The 16,088-nt window shown below is 70.0% G+C and carries 15 protein-coding genes and 2 tRNA genes; 8 read left to right on the top strand and 9 right to left on the bottom strand.

The window, feature by feature from the left end; genetic code table 11:
- Positions 1 to 82: 82 nt before the first annotated feature.
- Positions 83 to 727, top strand: coding sequence for a DUF2238 domain-containing protein (locus GGQ80_RS01595; RefSeq protein WP_246346775.1), 645 nt, complete (start codon positions 83 to 85; stop codon positions 725 to 727).
- A gap of 23 nt (positions 728 to 750) precedes the next feature.
- Positions 751 to 1,677, top strand: a complete 927-nt coding sequence (locus tag GGQ80_RS01590; RefSeq protein WP_183981968.1) for a DUF808 domain-containing protein — start codon at positions 751 to 753, stop codon at positions 1,675 to 1,677.
- Here GGQ80_RS01590 and GGQ80_RS01585 read toward each other — a convergent pair.
- Positions 1,564 to 2,886 (bottom strand): glycoside hydrolase family 43 protein, encoded by a 1,323-nt coding sequence (locus GGQ80_RS01585; protein ID WP_183981967.1) that lies wholly within the window; start codon positions 2,884 to 2,886, stop codon positions 1,564 to 1,566. The genes GGQ80_RS01590 and GGQ80_RS01585 overlap by 114 nt on opposite strands.
- A 79-nt stretch (positions 2,887 to 2,965) precedes the next feature.
- On the opposite strand from GGQ80_RS01585, the gene GGQ80_RS01580 reads away from it, so the two are divergent.
- Together GGQ80_RS01580 and GGQ80_RS18570 are read left to right on the top strand one after the other, a co-directional pair.
- Positions 2,966 to 4,768 (top strand): aminopeptidase P family protein, encoded by a 1,803-nt coding sequence (locus GGQ80_RS01580; protein WP_183981966.1) that lies wholly within the window; start codon positions 2,966 to 2,968, stop codon positions 4,766 to 4,768.
- Entirely contained in the window at positions 4,750 to 4,872 is a 123-nt protein-coding gene (locus GGQ80_RS18570) for a hypothetical protein (protein WP_281375287.1), read from the top strand. The genes GGQ80_RS01580 and GGQ80_RS18570 overlap by 19 nt, the downstream gene beginning before the upstream one ends.
- Here the strand turns inward: GGQ80_RS18570 and GGQ80_RS01570 are convergent.
- Entirely contained in the window at positions 4,854 to 4,994 is a 141-nt protein-coding gene (locus tag GGQ80_RS01570) for a hypothetical protein (protein ID WP_183981964.1), read from the bottom strand. The genes GGQ80_RS18570 and GGQ80_RS01570 overlap by 19 nt on opposite strands.
- Before the next feature lie 108 nt (positions 4,995 to 5,102).
- Here GGQ80_RS01570 and GGQ80_RS01565 point away from each other — a divergent pair.
- Both GGQ80_RS01565 and GGQ80_RS01560 read left to right on the top strand, forming a co-directional pair.
- A tRNA-Thr gene (locus tag GGQ80_RS01565) sits at positions 5,103 to 5,177 on the top strand.
- A 101-nt stretch (positions 5,178 to 5,278) separates the two neighbouring features.
- Positions 5,279 to 5,995, top strand: coding sequence for a FadR/GntR family transcriptional regulator (locus GGQ80_RS01560; protein ID WP_183981963.1), 717 nt, complete (start codon positions 5,279 to 5,281; stop codon positions 5,993 to 5,995).
- Here GGQ80_RS01560 and GGQ80_RS01555 read toward each other — a convergent pair.
- From GGQ80_RS01555 to GGQ80_RS01540, 4 genes are all read right to left on the bottom strand, one after another.
- Positions 5,992 to 7,230 carry a dipeptidase gene (locus GGQ80_RS01555; RefSeq protein ID WP_183981962.1) on the bottom strand — a complete coding sequence of 413 codons (1,239 nt, stop codon included), beginning with the start codon at positions 7,228 to 7,230 and terminating at the stop codon, positions 5,992 to 5,994. The genes GGQ80_RS01560 and GGQ80_RS01555 overlap by 4 nt on opposite strands.
- Positions 7,231 to 7,403: 173 nt before the next feature.
- Positions 7,404 to 7,577 (bottom strand): Trm112 family protein, encoded by a 174-nt coding sequence (locus tag GGQ80_RS01550; protein ID WP_183981961.1) that lies wholly within the window; start codon positions 7,575 to 7,577, stop codon positions 7,404 to 7,406.
- Positions 7,574 to 8,188: an LON peptidase substrate-binding domain-containing protein gene (locus GGQ80_RS01545; protein WP_183981960.1), complete on the bottom strand. Its 615-nt coding sequence runs from the start codon at positions 8,186 to 8,188 to the stop codon at positions 7,574 to 7,576. Before GGQ80_RS01545 ends, GGQ80_RS01550 begins: the two co-directional genes overlap by 4 nt.
- Positions 8,185 to 9,078 carry a tetratricopeptide repeat protein gene (locus tag GGQ80_RS01540; protein WP_183981959.1) on the bottom strand — a complete coding sequence of 298 codons (894 nt, stop codon included), beginning with the start codon at positions 9,076 to 9,078 and terminating at the stop codon, positions 8,185 to 8,187. Before GGQ80_RS01540 ends, GGQ80_RS01545 begins: the two co-directional genes overlap by 4 nt.
- Before the next feature lie 185 nt (positions 9,079 to 9,263).
- Between GGQ80_RS01540 and GGQ80_RS01535 the strand changes: the two genes are divergently transcribed.
- Positions 9,264 to 9,848 carry a hypothetical protein gene (locus GGQ80_RS01535; RefSeq protein ID WP_183981958.1) on the top strand — a complete coding sequence of 195 codons (585 nt, stop codon included), beginning with the start codon at positions 9,264 to 9,266 and terminating at the stop codon, positions 9,846 to 9,848.
- Between the two features lie 93 nt (positions 9,849 to 9,941).
- On the opposite strand, the gene GGQ80_RS01530 is transcribed toward GGQ80_RS01535, so the two are convergent.
- Genes GGQ80_RS01530 through GGQ80_RS01520 form a run of 3 tightly spaced genes read right to left on the bottom strand, consistent with a single transcriptional unit; the run spans position 9,942 to position 15,770 of the window.
- Positions 9,942 to 13,565: an error-prone DNA polymerase gene (locus tag GGQ80_RS01530; protein WP_183981957.1), complete on the bottom strand. Its 3,624-nt coding sequence runs from the start codon at positions 13,563 to 13,565 to the stop codon at positions 9,942 to 9,944.
- Positions 13,562 to 15,127 (bottom strand): Y-family DNA polymerase, encoded by a 1,566-nt coding sequence (locus GGQ80_RS01525; protein WP_343050736.1) that lies wholly within the window; start codon positions 15,125 to 15,127, stop codon positions 13,562 to 13,564. The genes GGQ80_RS01530 and GGQ80_RS01525 overlap by 4 nt, the downstream gene beginning before the upstream one ends.
- On the bottom strand, positions 15,015 to 15,770 hold the full coding sequence (locus GGQ80_RS01520) for an ImuA family protein (RefSeq protein WP_183981956.1): 756 nt from the start codon (positions 15,768 to 15,770) through the stop codon (positions 15,015 to 15,017). The genes GGQ80_RS01525 and GGQ80_RS01520 overlap by 113 nt, the downstream gene beginning before the upstream one ends.
- Positions 15,771 to 15,911: 141 nt before the next feature.
- Here GGQ80_RS01520 and GGQ80_RS01515 point away from each other — a divergent pair.
- Positions 15,912 to 15,986 (top strand) — tRNA-Gly (locus GGQ80_RS01515).
- Positions 15,987 to 16,088: the final 102 nt, after the last annotated feature.

Here is a 16,088-nt window from a genome sequence, read left to right as displayed (position 1 = left end):
ATGTCCCCATAAACGCCGCGGGCGCGCAAGTCGAAGCGTCGTACGGCTCGACACGGCGCTGCCGGCGGGCATGATGCGCGGCATGAAGGCTTCGGGCTACGAACGGCGGCTGGCGATGCTGGCGCTAACATGGACGGCCGGACTGGCGGCGTCCTTCGCGGTCGCCGCCGATCGGGCGACCTGGGCGATGGAGGTCGCGCCGGCGCCGCTGGTGCTGGCGGGGCTGTTGCTGGCGCGGCGGCGATGGCGGGCGAGCGGGCTGGCGCTGCTGCTAATCGCCGGGCACGGCCTCGTCCTGATGATGGGCGGGGCGTACACCTATGCGAAGGTGCCGCTCGGGTTCACGCTGCAGGACTGGCTGGGGCTGGCGCGCAATCCGTTCGATCGCATCGGGCATTTCCTGCAGGGCTTCGTGCCCGCGATCGTGCTGCGCGAGATCGTGATCGGCACGGGAGCGATCCGGCCGGGGCGCTTCTGCACCGCGGCGGTGCTGGCGTTCTGCCTGGCGATCAGCGCGGCCTATGAGTTGATCGAGTTCGCCGCGGCACAGGCGATGGGACAGGGCGCCGATGCGTTTCTGGAGACCCAGGGCGATCCGTGGGACACGCAATGGGACATGCTGACGTGCCTGATCGGCGCGGCGCTGGCGCTCATCCTGCTGTCGTGGCTCGACGATCGGCTGATCGGCGCGGTTGTGCCGCGCGGCGGCGACGGGCATGAGCCCTAGCGTACAACCGGGGGAATGACCGCATGGCTGGCGGATTGGTGGCGTTGCTCGACGATATCGCGGCGATGGCGAAGCTGTCGGCGGCGAGCCTCGACGATGTCGCGGGCGCGGCGGGACGCGCCGGCGCCAAGGCGGCTGGCGTCGTGATCGACGATACCGCGGTGACGCCGACCTATGTCACCGGGCTGTCGCCGACGCGCGAGCTGCCGATCATCTGGAAGATCGCCAAGGGGAGCGCGCGCAACAAGCTGTTGTTCCTGCTGCCCGCGGCGCTGGTGCTGAGCGCGTTCGCGCCCTGGGCGATCACGCCGATCCTGATGGCGGGCGGTGCGTTCCTGTGTTTCGAGGGCGTGGAGAAGATTCTGCACGCGCTGTCGCCGCATCACGACGGCGACGAGGCGGCGGCGATCACCGATCCGGCGGAGCTGGAGGCGCGGCAGGTGGCGGGCGCGATCCGGACCGACCTGATCCTGTCGGGCGAGATCATGGCGATCGCGCTGGGCGAGCTGGGTGACCAGACGCTGCTCAATCAGGGAATCGCGCTTGGCATCGTCGCGGTGGCGATCACCGCCGGCGTCTATGGCCTGGTGGCGCTGATCGTGAAGATGGACGACATCGGTCTGCACTTGGCGAAGAAGCCGGGGACCGCGGCGCTGGGGCGCGGGATGGTGGCGGCGATGCCGCGGGTGCTGTCGGCGCTATCGATCATCGGCACCGCGGCGATGCTGTGGGTCGGCGGCGGGATCATCGTCCACGGGATGGAGGAATTCGGGCTGGAGGCGCTGCCGCATGCGATCCACCATGCCGCCGAGGTGGCGGGCGAGGCGACCGGGGCGCTATCGGGCGTGGTGACATGGGCCGTCAACGCGATGGGCGCGGCGGTGGTGGGGATCGTCGTCGGCGGGGTCGTGGTGGGGCTGTTGAAGCTGGTGCCGGGGAAGAAGCACTGATCCCGACACCGTTCGTGCCGAGCCCGTCGAAGCACATGACGCAATCGGGTCGTTCGCGGCCCGTCCTTCGACAAGCTCAGGACGAACGGTGTTGGTGGCGTCGTACTTCCATCCCCAACCGTCGGCCAACGTCCACTGGTCGCGCCAGCGTAGGACGGGGGTGTCGCCCTCCCATTTGATCGGCAGCCAGACGTAGCGGCCATCGATCGCGTTCTTCGGGCGCCACTCGTCGGCCATGAAGACGAAGCGCGGCTCGCCGCCGGGGCGGGCGGGGGGCAGCGGCAGGACGAAGGTGCTCTGGCCGCCGAAGGTGGTCGCGGCCTGTTCCGCGGTCCCGCGCACCGGATTGCCGAGCGAGCGCCATGGGCCGGTCACCGCATCGGCGACATAGAGCCGCGCCGGATTGGGCCGCCAACCGGTCAGGCCTGACGCGACCATGTAATAGCGGCCGCGCGCCTTGAAGATTGCCGGCGCCTCGTTGCCGCCATCGGGAGCCACGCGGACGTAATAGCCGTCGTGCGACAGCCAGTCGGGGACGAGCCGGGCAAACTGCAGCGTGTCGTTTTCTTCGGAGGCATAGACGTGCCAGGCGGTGTCGCCATCGACGAACAGCGTCATGTCGCGCGCCATCTGGCCGCCGGGCATGTCGCGGGCAAGGATGGTGCCGGGCGCCTTGTCGGCGTCGGTCGCGTTGGCGGGCCAGATGCCGGGGTTGACGCGACCGGCGCGAAGGAAGCGGTACGGCCCCTGCGGCCGATCGGCGACCGCGACCCCGGCCTGCGCCGCGCCATAGCCGCGCCCCTTCAGCTCGAGGTGGAACCACATCACGTAGCGGCCGGTGCGCGGGTTGCGGATCACCTTGGGCCGTTCGAGGATGCAGCCCCTGGTGATCGGGCTGGCGGGATCGTTGGACACCGGGAGCGCGATGCCCTCGTCGCGCCAGTCGGTCAGGTTGGTCGAGCTATAGGCGTGGACGCCGACAAGGGCGGTGTTGCCGCCCTCGCCCGCGGTCTTGTGCTCGCCGAACCACCACCAGCGGCCACGGTCGCGCAGCAGGCCGCCGCCATGCGCGTTGATATGAACGCCCTTGTCGTCGGGCCATAGGGCACCGGGGTGGAACGCGCCCGCTGCAGTTTGCCGGGCAGACAGGGGCGGGGCGGCGGATGCGGCGGCAAGACCGGCGAGCATCGTACGACGATCGATTTTCATCATCCGCTATCGTATACTATCGATGCGCCCGATACCAGCGGCGGTAGCGTGACATCGGCCACGCGATTAGGAACGCGGCATGACCGATCATCACGCCCGCCTCGCCGCCCTGCGCACCCAGCTCGCCACCGATGGCCTCGACGGCTTCATCGTGCCGCTCACCGACGAGCATATGAGCGAATATGTCGGCGGCTATGCGCAGCGGCTGGCGTGGCTGACGGGATTCGAGGGATCGGCGGGCACCGCGGTCGTGCTGGCCGACAGGGCGGCGATCTTCATCGACGGGCGCTACACGATCCAGGTGCGCGAGCAGGTGTCGGGCGACGACTGGGCGTATGTCGGCGTCCCGGCGGAAAGCGTCGCCGGCTGGCTGGCGGCGGCGGCGCCGGCAGGGGCGCGGGTGGGGTACGACCCCTGGCTGCACACGCGCGCCGGGCTGGCGGATATCGCCACGGTGCTGGCGGAGAAGGGCGGCGCGCTGGTCGCGGTGGCGCGCAACCCGATCGATGCGGTGTGGCACGACCGGCTGCAGCCGTCGGCGGCGATGATGCGGCCCTATGACGAGACGCTGGCGGGGGCTTCTTCGGCGACCAAGCGCAGCGACATCGGCGACTGGCTGACCGAGCAGGGGGCGGACGCCGTGGTATTGTCGGCGCTCGATTCGATCGCCTGGGCGCTCAACGTGCGCGGGGGCGACGTCGATCACACGCCCGTCGCGCTGAGCTATGCGATCGTCAACGCCGACGGATCGACCGACCTGTTCGTCGCGCCCGAGAAGGTCGACGATGCGCTTCGCCAGCATCTCGGCAATGCGGTGCGGCTGCACGCCCGCGCCGACTTCGCGCCCGCGCTCGGCCGGTTCCAGGGGAAGAAGGTGATCGCCGATCCCGAGCGCGCGGTGGCGGCGATCGCCGATGCGATCGAGGCGGGCGGCGGCACCGTGATCGCGCGGCGCGATCCCGTGGTGTTGGCGAAGGCGATCAAGAACCCCGTCGAGGTCGCGGGCCATCGCGCCGCCTCCGCCCGCGACGGCGCGGCGCTCAGCCGCTTCCTGCGCTGGATCGAGGCCAAGGCACCCAGGGGCGGCCAGACCGAGCTGTCGGCGGCGGCAAAGCTGCTCGAATTCCGCCGGGCCGAGGGGCTGTTGCTCGACAGCAGCTTCGCGACGATCTCGGCAACGGGCGCGCACGGCGCGATCCCGCACTATCACGTCAACGAGCAGTCGAACGCGCCGCTCGAGCCCGGCCAGCTGTTTCTGATCGATTCGGGCGGCCAATATGCCGACGGCACCACCGACGTGACCCGGGTCGTGCCGGTCGGTGCGCCGAGCGCGGAGATGCGCGATCGCTTCACCCGCGTGCTGAAAGGCCATATCGCGATCGCGACGGCGGTGTTTCCCGACGGCACCTGCGGCGCACAGATCGACGGTTTCGCGCGGCGGCCGCTGTGGGAGGCGGGGCTCGATTTCGGCCATGGCACCGGCCACGGCATCGGCGCCTATCTGTCGGTGCATGAAGGGCCGCAGCGGATCGCGTCGCCCAATTATCCCGGCGGCGCCAGCCTGGAGCCGCTGCGCGCGGGCATGATGCTGTCGAACGAGCCAGGTTACTACAAGCCGGGCGAATACGGCATCCGTATCGAGAACCTGATCCTCATCGAACCACGCGACATTGCGGGCGGTGACCCCGATCGGCGCATACTGGGTTTCGAGACGCTGACGTTCGTGCCGATCGAGCGCGATCTGATCGATCCGGCCCTATTGACGGATGCCGAGCTAACATGGCTTAATTCCTACCACGCGGACGTCGAGAGGATACTCGGGCCGTTGATGGAAGGAGAGGATCGGCAATGGCTATCGCAAAAATGTGCGCTCGTCGGCTGATGCTGGCAGCGGCGATCGTCGGGATCGGCTTGGCGTTCTCGGGCGTCGCGGTCGGTGTGGCGAACGCCGCGGTGGGCGTCGGGACCTATCTTGGCGGCTCCTGATCCGTCGGCGCGGCAACCGGCGGCGCTGCGTCCGGGCTGACGATGGCGCGCGCCTGCGCCTTTCGCTTGGAGAGGTTGGCGCGCAGCGCGGCGGCGCGGCGATCGGCTTTGGCGTCGGTCATCGTTGCGATTTAGCCCGTCCGCTCGCCGATCGGAAGGACTTGCCCTTGACAAGCGCGCCCGCCTCGTCTCTAGGCGCACCTCGCCCGCGGGTCCTGTCCCCGCCGTGTGCTGCCGTAGCTCAGTGGTAGAGCGCATCCTTGGTAAGGCTGAGGTCGTGAGTTCAATCCTCACCGGCAGCACCATTTTTCCGACGCACCGTTAGGTCGGGGCCGCGTTCGCGCCGCCTTGGGTGGTTGCGCACGCGCGTGGGGCGTGGGAAGCTGGGCGCCAGCAGGAGGCCGGGATGGCGGGAAAGCGCGGGCGACCCGCACATCGGGAATTGGCCCAGCGGATGGGCGTCGAGATCGTCACCGGTGCGCGCGAGCCGGGCAGTACGCTGCCCGGAGAGATCGAGCTGGCCGAGCGCGCCGGCGTATCGCGCAGCGTGATCCGCGAGGCGTTGCGGATGCTGTCCGCCAAGGGGCTGGTCGACAGCAAGCCCAAGGCGGGGACGCGCGTGCGCGAGCGGCACGACTGGAACCTGCTCGATCCCGAACTGCTCGGCTGGATGTTCGAAGGCCCGCAGCCCTCGCTGAAATTCGTGCGCAGCCTGTTCCAGCTGCGCCTGATCGTCGAGCCTGCGGCGGCGGAACTGGCGGCGGTGAACCGCACGACGCGGCAATTGTCGCGGATGGGCCATTCGCTCGAGGAGATGGGCGCACACGGGCTTGGCAGCGACGTCGGCCGCGCGGCGGACCAGAGCTTCCACGCGGTGCTGCTCGAGGCGACCGACAACGAGCTGCTCGTCAGCCTGTCGGCCAGCATTGCTGCGGCAGTGCGGTGGACGACGCTGTTCAAATATCGCGGGACGAAGCCGCCGCGCGACCCGCTGCCCGAGCATCGCGTGCTGTTCGAGGCGATCGCCAACAGCGATCCCACCGCCGCGCGCGAGGCGACGCTGACGCTGGTGCGGCAGGCGCAGGCCGATACCGAGATGGCGATCGAGGAAGCCCGGGGCTAGCCCGCGGTCGGCTCGGTCGCGACCGGCGCCGGCACGGCCGCCATCGACGCCGCCACCGCCTCGACCCGCGCCATGACGCGCAGGACGTTGCCGTTGGCCAGCTTGGCGAGATCTGCATCGCTCCAGCCGCGGCGGACAAGTTCGGCGAAGACCACCGGATAGGCCTCGACCCCCGGCACATCGACCGGCGCCGTGCCGCCGATGCCGTCGAAGTCGCCGCCGATGCCGACATGGTCGCGGCCGGCGATCCGGGCGACATGCTCGATATGATTGGCCACCGTGCGGGCATCGACGCGCGGCATCGGGTGGGCGGCGTCCCAGGTAACCAGCGGCGCCGGCGACTTGGCGCCATAGACGCTGGCGGGGACCCCGATCGACTTGGCGAAGGCGGTGCGCGACTGGTCCCAAGCGCGCCACTCGGCCGACAGGAAGGCTGGGTAGAAGTTCACCATCACCACGCCGCCATTGGCGCCGATCGCGGCGAGCAGGTCGTCGGGGATGTTGCGCGGCACGTCGGCCAACGCGCGGGCGGAGGAGTGGGAGGCGATGACGGGCGCCTTGGTGAGGGCCAGCGCCTGGCGCATCGTCGTGTCGGCGACGTGGCTGATATCGACGATCATCCCGATCCGGTTCATCTCGGCGACGACCTGGCGACCGAAGGGGCTGAGCCCGCCGGCGCGGGGCGCGTCGGTGCTGCTGTCGGCCCAGGCGATGCTCTTGCTGTGGGTCAGCGTCATATAGGCGACGCCGAGCGCCTTGTAGTCGCGCAGGACCGACAGGCGGCCGTCGATCTGGTGCCCGCCCTCGACACCGATCAGCGAGGCGGTGCGGCCCGCGGCCATGATCCGGCGGACGTCGGCGGCGGTGGTCGCCAGTTCCAAGTCGCGGGGATAGGCGGCGGCCATGCGGCGGACGACGTCGATCTGCTCCAGCGTCAGCTCGACCGCGCGCGGGCCGGTGGTGTCTGCGGAAATCCACACCGACCAGAATTGTCCGCCGACATGGCCGCGGCGCAGGCGCGCGAGGTCGGTCTGGAGCGGCTTGGGGGTTTTGGTCGTGTCGCCGGCGATCGGTGCGACATCGGCGTCGAAGGCGTCGCGCAGCTCCCACGGCAGGTCGTTGTGGCCGTCGATCACCGGCGCGCGGGCGAGGATCCGCTCGGCGCGGGCGAGCGCGGGGTCCTGCGCGACGGCCGGGGTGGCGAGGAGCAGGGCGGCGAGGGGAAGGAAGCGCATGGGCTCAGTTGAGCATCATGCGGGTGGGGGTGGCAATGGGGTGAGGTGCTGCGCCATGACCACGGGCGTTATCCTGAACTTGGTTCAGGATCTCTGGGTGAGGGAGGGCGTCGTTCGCCGGAGATGCTGAAACGAGTTCAGCATGACGGCGTATGGGGGCTTGCCGGCGTGCTTTAGTCGTTCAGCCGCCGCGCTTCCTCGGGCAGCATCACCGGCACGCCGTCGTGGATCGGATAGGCCAGGCCGGCCGCCTCGCTGACCAGCTCGTCCGACGCCTCGTCGTGGCGGAGCGGCGTTCGCGTCACCGGGCAGACCAGCTTCGACAACAGCCAGGGATCAATGCTCATTGCAGCGTCACCCGGTCGTCGCCGTCGTGGCGGCCGAAGAACTGCATCAGCTGGATCGTCAGCTCGGCGCGATCCTCGAGCCCGGTCGCTTCGAGCAACGCCTGCTTGGCGGCGACGTCGAACGGCGCGATCTGGGCGATGCCGTTGACGAGGCTCTGGTCGTCGAGCCGATTCACCGCATCCCAATCGACGGCATAGCCCTGCTTGTCGGCGAAGCGGCGTGCCTCCTGCTCGAGCGACGCGCGGCGGCCGAGCGACAGCGTCTCGTCGTCGGCGACGGGCAGCAACTCGGCCTCGATCTGGCGGAAGGGCGTGGTGACGTGGAGTTCGCGCAGCAGGCGGAACAGCGCGACACCCTCCAGCACCAGATTGTAGCGACCGTCGTCGAGCGCCTCGACCTCGGCGATGCGGCCGACGCACCCGATGTCGTACAGCGAGGGCGGCTCGCCCGGCCCGGACGGCTGGATCATCCCGATCCGGCGATCGCGCGCCATCGCGTCGGACACCATCGCGCGATAGCGCGGCTCGAAGACGTGCAGCGGCAGGTGCATGCCCGGAAACAGCAGCGCGCCGGGCAGCGGGAAGATCGACAGGCGGGTGCCGCCACTCATCCGAACAGGATCGCAGACAGTCGCCGCCGCTGCGACGAGACCCAGGGATCCTCCAGTCCGACGACCTCGAACAGCTTGAGCAGCTGGGTGCGCGCGGCGCCCTCGTTCCAGTCGCGGTCGGCGGCGATGATGTGGAGGAGGTTGTCGGCGGCGGCATCGCGATCGCCCGCCGCCATCTGCGCAGCCGCAAGCGCGAAACGGCGCTCCTGGTCGTCGGGGTTGGCGGCGACCTCAGCGGCGAGCGCGCTATGGTCGTCGACCGGCGGCGCACTGCGGGCGAGGTCGATCGCGGCGCGGGCGCGGTCGAGCCCGGCGTCCTTCGCATCCTCCGGCAGCGCGGCAAGCGCCGCTTCCGCCTCGTCGATCATCCCGGCGGCGACGAGCGCGCGGACGCGGCCCGAGGCGACGGCGGGATGGTCGGGTGCCATGTCGGCGAGCTGGTCGAAGATCGACAGCGCGCGGGTGGCATCGCCGCTCGCCAGCACGTCTTCCGCCATGGCGATCAGCGGCTGCAGCTCTGCTTCGGCATCGGCGGCGTCCGAGCCGACCGGCAGCTGGCGGAGCAACTGATCGAGCGTGGTGCGTAACGCCGCTTCGGTCCGTGCGCTGGTCAGGTCGGCGACGAGCTGGCCCTGGAACATCGCATAGACCGTCGGGATCGAACGGATCTGGAACTGCGCGGCGATGAACTGGTTCGCCTCGGTATCGATCTTGGCGAGGACGACGCCCTTGTCGGCATAGGCCGCCGCCACCTTTTCGAGCACCGGCGCCAGCGCTTTGCACGGCCCGCACCAATCGGCGTAGAAATCGATGATGACGAGCTTCGTCATCGACGGCTCGACGACGTCGCGGCGGAAGCTTTCTACCGCTTCCTTTTCGGCGGGGGACATGCCTAGCGTGGCCACGAGACGGGGGTACTCCTGTTGCTGTCGCCGCTATGTGGGACGGGGCGGCCGGTTTGTCCACGCGGGGGTGGGTCTGCACCGAAAACGCACAAGGCGCGGATCAGGGCTCGTTGAGAGTGGTGCATTTCCGATCGTCGGTGCCGGCTGTGCGGGAATGACGGGAGGTGGTGGTGGGCAAGACGATACGAATCTTCGGTTGGGGATCGGCGGCGGCGTTGCTGGCGGCGCCGGCGGTGGCGATGCAGTTCACGCGCGAGGTGAACTGGACGGCATCGGACTTCGTGTTCGCCGCCGTCATGCTGGCAACCGTGGGCGGGGCGCTGGAACTGCTGATGCGGGCGAGCGGCGGCTGGGCCTATCGCGGCGGGGCGGCGATCATGGCGATCGGGCTGTTCCTGCTGGTGTGGATGAACCTGGCGGTGGGGATCATCGGGTCGGAGAATAATCCGGCGAACGGGCTGTACCTGGGGGTGCTCGGGATCGGCGTGGCCGGTGCGGCGGCGGCACGGCTGCGCGCGGGCGGCATGGCGGCGACAACGCTAGCGATGGCGGCGGCGCAGGTGGCGATCGGGGGATGGGCGCTGGCGACGGGAGCGGGCGTTGACGGCGCCGCCTGGCCGCGCGACGTGATCGTGCTGACGAGCGGGTTTACGGGGTTCTGGCTGGCGGCGGCGTGGTTGTTCTCGCGGGCGGTGGGGCAAGGTGACTCGGCAGATCGATCCGCCCCCGCCAGGGGGAGGTGGCAGCGAAGCTGACGGAGGGGGAGGATTTCCGATGTGTTTGAGTCGCTTACCGCCCCCTCCGTCGCCTGCGCCTGCCACCTCCCCCTGGCGGGGGAGGATACGACGTCAATGAAAGTCCCGCGAGGGCGGCATGATCCGCACGTCTCTGGGGTGGTGCGGGCGGGGCCCCCGGCCGCGGGGGTCCTGGCTGGCGATCGGCTTGGGCCGGATCACCTCGTCGGCGGGGCTGAGCGGGGCGTCGCCGATATAGTCCGACGACAAGCGGCGCAGGTCGTTGGTGCGGTCCTGCACCCGTTTGGCCATCAGGTGGACGACGCCCTCCTCGCTGCGCTGGATGACGCCCTCCAGCACCAGCAGCCGCGCCGCCATTACGTCGCGGCGGTTCGCCTCGAAATCGCGCGCCCAGATCAGGCCGTTGGTCACGCCGGTCTCGTCCTCGATGGTGATGAAGATCGCATTGCCCTTGCCCGGCCGCTGGCGGACGAGGACGACCCCCGCCACCTTGGCGCGGCGGCCGTCGCGGGTGTTGCGTGCCTCGGCGGCGGTAATGATCCCCTCGGCGGCGAAGGCGTCGCGCAGGAAGCGCATCGGATGATCCTTCAGCGACAGGCGTGTCGTCTGGTAATCGGCGACCACCTCTTCGCCAAGCGGCATCGGCGGCAGCTTCGCATCGGGTTCGTGGGCAAGCTCCGGCGCGTCGGCGGCGGCGAACAGGGGGAGCTGCTTGGGGGGCGTGCGCCGCACCTCCCACCCGCCCTCGCGCCGGCCGAGCCCGAGCGAGCCCAGCGCATCGGCATCGGCGAGCAGCCGCATCGCGCGCGGCGGCAGGTGGCGGGCGAGATCCTCGACGCAGGCATAGGGCCGGTTGGCGGCGATGATCGCGCCCCAGTCGGCGCGAAAGCCGTCGATCTGGCGAAAGCCCAGCCGGATCGCGAGGTCGCCGTCCTGGCGCACCCGCGGATCCCATTGCCCGCCGCCCTTCGCCGGATTGGGCGCGCGCGTCACGCGTGATCGCCAGCCGGGGGTAATCGGCTCGAGCAGATTGTCCCAGCCGCTGTGGTTGACGTCGATCGGCTTCGCCTCGACGCCATGCTCGATCGCGTCCTGCACCAGCTGCGCGGGCGCGTAGAAGCCCATCGGCTGCGAATTGAGGATCGCGCAGCCGAAGACCGCGGGCAGGAAGCATTTGATCCACGACGACACATAGACCAGCCGCGCGAACGACAGGGCATGGCTTTCGGGAAAGCCGTACGAGCCGAAGCCCTCGATCTGGCTGTAGCAGCGTTCCGCGAACGCCTCGTCGTAACCGCGGCGGACCATGCCGCCGACTAGCTTGGCCTTGAAATTCTCCATGCCGCCGACCTGGCGGAACGTCGCCATCGCGCGGCGCAGCGCATTGGCTTCCTCGGGCGTGAACTGTGCGGCGACGATCGCGAGCTTCATCGCCTGTTCCTGGAACAGCGGCACGCCATAGGTGTGGTGGAGCAGGTCGCGCAGCTCGTCGGGATTGTGCGGCGGCTTGGGCGAGGGGAATTCGGTCGGCTCCTTGCCCGCGCGGCGGCGCAGATAGGGGTGGACCATGTCGCCCTCGATCGGGCCGGGGCGAACGATCGCGACCTGGACGACGAGATCGTAGAATTCGCGCGGCTTCAGCCGCGGCAGCATGTTGATCTGGGCACGGCTCTCGACCTGGAAGACGCCGATCGAATCGCCGTCCTGAAGCATGCGATAGACCGACGCATTCTCCTCGACCGCCAGCGTATCGAGCTGGGGATCGCCGAAGCCGTGGTCGCGCATCAGGTCGAAAGCCTTGCGGATGCACGTCAGCATGCCGAGTGCGAGCACGTCGACCTTCATCAGCCCGAGCGCGTCGATGTCGTCCTTGTCCCATTCGATGAAGGTACGGTCCTCCATCGCGCCGTTGTGGATCGGCACCGTTTCGTCGAGCCGGCCCTGCGTCAGGACATAGCCGCCGACATGCTGCGACAGGTGGCGGGGGAATTTGAGCAGCTGGCCGACCATGTCCTGAAGCCGCGCGATTTCGGCATTGGTCGAGTCGAAGCCGGTTTCGGCGAAGCGCTTCGCCTCGAACCGGTCGGCGAAGCTGCCCCAGACGGTGCTGGTCAGCCGCTGGGTCACGTCTTCGGTCAGGCCGAGCGCCTTGCCGACCTCACGCACCGTCGAGCGCGGGCGGTAATGGATCACCGTCGCCGCGATCGCCGCACGGTGGCGGCCGTAGCGGCGATAGATGTACTGCATCACCTCCTCGCGGCGTTCATGCTCGAAATCGACGTCGATGTCGGGTGGCTCCGACCGCTCCTTCGACACGAAGCGCGAGAAGAGCAGGTCGTACTTCATCGGATCGACCGAGGTGACGCCGAGCAGGAAGCAGACCACCGAATTGGCCGCCGAGCCGCGCCCCTGGCACAGGATCGGCGGGTCGAGGCTGCGCGCGAAGCGGACGATGTCGTAGACGGTCAGGAAGTAATAGGCGTAGTTCTGCTCCGCGATCAGCGCGAATTCTTCGTTCAGCAGCGACAACACCTTGGCGGGCACGCGGTCGTCGTAGCGGTCGAGCGCCTTGCGCCAGACGAGATGCTCGAGCCACTCTTGCGGCGCCCAGCCGTCGGGGACGGGTTCGTGGGGATATTCGTACTTCAGCTGGTCGAGCGAGAAGTCGATGCGGGCGAGCAGCCGCTCGCTCTCGGCGACGGCGTGCGGATGGTCGCGGAACAGCCGCGCGATCTCGTCGCCGTCCTTTAGGTGACGCTCGCCGTTCGCCGCCAGCAGGCGACCGGCGGTGCGGATCGTCCTGCCTTCGCGGATACAGGTGACGACGTCGTGAAGCGGGCGCTGGTCGCGCGTCGCATAGAGCGCGTCGGCGGTGGCGAGCAGCGGTACGCCCGCTTCCCGCGCGATCTCGGCGAGCCGGGCGAGCTGGCGCCGGTCGCGCCCCGCACGCGGCATGGCGGCGCCGAGCCAGACGCGGTCCGGCGCGGTGGCGGTGAGGGTGGCGAGGGTTTTCTCCAGCTCTCCCCGGCGAAGGCCGCGGCCCGGTTGCGGCGGATCGGGTGGGGAGGGTTTTGCGTCGCCATTCGCCCGCTCATCCGCATGCTCGCTAAAAGGCGCGTCCGTGCCACCGACGACCCGCAACTGGGCCCCGGCCTTCGCCGGGGTGGGGCTGGGGGTTGTGGTGGGGATAGGGTCCGTCGGCGCACCGGGATGCGCCTCCTGCTCCCGCTCGCGCGCGGACGATTGCGGCATGACGATCAGCAGCAGCTCGTCGTGATGCGCGATCAGGTCGGCGAGGCGCAGGATGCAGCCGCCTTTGATCGCGCGGCGATTTCCCACCGTCAGCAGCCGCGTCAGCATTCCCCAGCCGTGGCGGGTCGCGGGATAGGCGACGATGTCGGGCGTGCCGTCGGCGAACACCAGCCGCGCGCCGGTCACCAGCCTGAAGTCGACGGGGGGCAGATGCATCCCGATCAGCCCGAGGTTGGCCTTTTCCAGCGCCGCCCAGGCGCGGACTACGCCCGCAACGGTGTTGCGGTCGGCGATGCCCAGGCCGTTAAGGCCGAGTCGGACCGCCTGCTCGACCATGTCGGTCGGGTGGCTGGCGCCATCGAGGAACGAGAAGTTCGTCGCCGCGACCAGCTCGGCGAAGCGGACGGGTGGTGGCGGCGGCCCGGCGTCGCCCGGCGGACGGTCGGGGAAACCGACGACGCTCATGCGAACAGGCCGTGGACGTACCAGCGCGGGTCGTCGACCTCCTCGGTCAGGCCGTGGCGGAAGATCCAGAAACGGCGGCCGCGGCGGTCCTCGACACGGTAATAGTCGCGCGTCGGGATCGCGGCGTCGTGGCGGCGCCACCATTCGCCGGCGATCCGCTCCGGCCCCTCGGCACGCGCGATCTCGTGCGAGGTTCGGCGCCATTTGAAGCGCTTGGGCGGTCCGTCGGGCACCTCCGCCATCACCGCGTCGATCGGCTGGGGCGGATCGAAGAGATAGATCGGGCGCTGCGGCGGCTCGCCCGCTTCCGGCGTCGGCCAGGCGGTGGTGGCGGTGGGCTGAGGCCCGGCGGCGGGCAGCGACAGTTCGGCCTGTTCGGGAATGTGACTGTCGCGCGGGGCGAAGCGGCGGACGCGCGCCTTGCCCAGCCGGGTCGACAGGCGATCGATCAGCGCGGGGACGTCGCCGCCCTCGTTGCCGGCGCCGCCCTCCAGCTTGAGCTGAGTCGCGTCGAGCCGTTCGGCGAGGACGACGTCGAGCCGCACCATGTCATAGCCGAAGCCCGGATCGAGCGGGTCGGCGAGCGCGTCGATCCGCTCGCGCCACAATCGCGCCAGCAGCGCGACGTCGCGGGTCGGCGCGCCCGTCTCGAGGCGCAGGCGCTGGACCTGGCCGTCGGCGCGGAACAGCCGCGCCTCCCAGCGGCGGCCGCCCTGGTGGCGCTGGTCGAGCTGGCCGGCGATGTCGGTGGCCAGGCCGTTCAGCACCTCTAGCGCATAATCGGTGCGTGCGATCGGTTCGGCGAAGCGGCGCTCGGCGAAGATCGGGACCCGCTGCGGGCGGGCGACGATCGGCGCGGCCACCTCGCCCGACAGTCGGCGCACCGCGGTCACCGCCTGCTCGCCGAAACGCGCGGCGATGGTCGACAAGGGCCGCGCCATCACCTCGCCCACCGTTTTCAGGCCGGCCCGCGCGAGCGCCGCAGTATCCTCGGCATCGAGGCCCAGCGCGGCGACGGGCAGGCGCTTCACCGCGCGCGCTTCGTCGGGGGCGGGAACGCCGGCGAACCGGGCGAGCGCCATCGCTATGGCGGGCGTATCGCCGAAGGCATGGCGAGCAAGGACGCCGCGCCGCATCAGCCGCCGCTCGACATCGGCGGCCAGGAAGCGCTCGCCGTCGAAGGCGTGGGTGCAGCCGGCGATGTCCATCACCAGCGCGTCGGGCGGCTCGACCGCGACGCTGGGGGTATAGCGGACGCAGCCGTCGGCCAGCGCCTCCAGCCAGTCGAGATCGGCGTGGGGATCGTGCGGATAGACCTCCAGCCCCGGCACCTGCGCGCGCGCATCGGCCAGCGTCAGCCCGGGCCGCAGCCCCGCCGCCATCCCGGCGCGATCGAGCGCGACGAGGCGGGTGGCGTTGCCCACCGTTTCGGTGAAGGCGATCGGCGCGTCATCCCGAGCGGCGACGAACAGGTGCGGGCGGGTGCCGCGCAGCCGCTCGATCGGCAGCCAGGGGAAGACCAGCGCCAGATAGCGCCGCGCCGCGGAAACTTGTCGTGTCACGATCCCACTCCACACGCCAACGGGCGCCGGCAGGGCCCCCGCGCCGGCGCAACAATTCGATGTCCATCGCCGGCAGGCCCGGTGCGTCCGCCGCCAGCGGCGACGACGCTGCCGCCGCCACCGACCAGCGAGTCGCCGCGGCGCTGGGCACCGGCTCCGCCTCGATCCGCAGGCTCACCACCGTCACCCCCGACGTCTCCGCCGCCAGCATCAGCCGCCGCGTCGCCGTCAGGTCGAGCCCGCGCATCGGGCCGCTGCTCTCGATCAATACCGTGCCCAGCCCCGGGCAGCGCGCCGCGTCGGCACCGGCGCGCAGCAGCGCGGGCGCATCGGGGACCAGAGCGACGATCAGCGCGTCGGGCGGCAGCCCCAGTTCGGCGAGGCCGGTGGCGTGGAGCCGACCGCCCGACCGCTCCACCGCCTCGATCCGAAGCCAGAGCAGCGGCGTCGCCCCCGCCAGGATCGCCTGCATGATCGCGAAGCCGGCGCCGCACGCCGCCTCGTCGGCGCTACTGTACACCTCGTGCAGCTTGCCGCGCGCCAGCCCGTGCGCCAGCCACGAATCCGCCGCGCTGCCCGTCTGGGCACGGACGCCGACCGCGGCCATATGGCGCAGGCGTTCGAGGATGTGCGACTCGACCATCGATGTTCTTGTAATGTTCTAATAAATGAGTCGCCAGCCCTGAATCTGCGTGCGAGGGGTTGCAGGCTCGTGAAACCGCTGCTAGTGGCCGCGCCTCACCCAACCGGTGGCTCCGACGAGCAGCCGGCTATAGGCGCCAGAGCGGGCGTAGCTCAGGGGTAGAGCACAACCTTGCCAAGGTTGGGGTCGAGGGTTCGAATCCCTTCGCCCGCTCCAGTTTTTTTTGCCGAATAGCAAGAATCGTCGGTTTCATCGATATCTGTACGCTCGAAGGTCACGGGGATCGTATCCGTGCGCCGTTCGCCCAAGCCATCGAGC

Source organism: Sphingomonas jinjuensis, from assembly GCF_014197105.1.
Classification (GTDB): domain Bacteria; phylum Pseudomonadota; class Alphaproteobacteria; order Sphingomonadales; family Sphingomonadaceae; genus Sphingomonas; species Sphingomonas jinjuensis.
The sequence above is the reverse complement of the archived record's forward strand: the minus strand, read 5'-3'. Positions and strand labels throughout refer to the sequence as shown.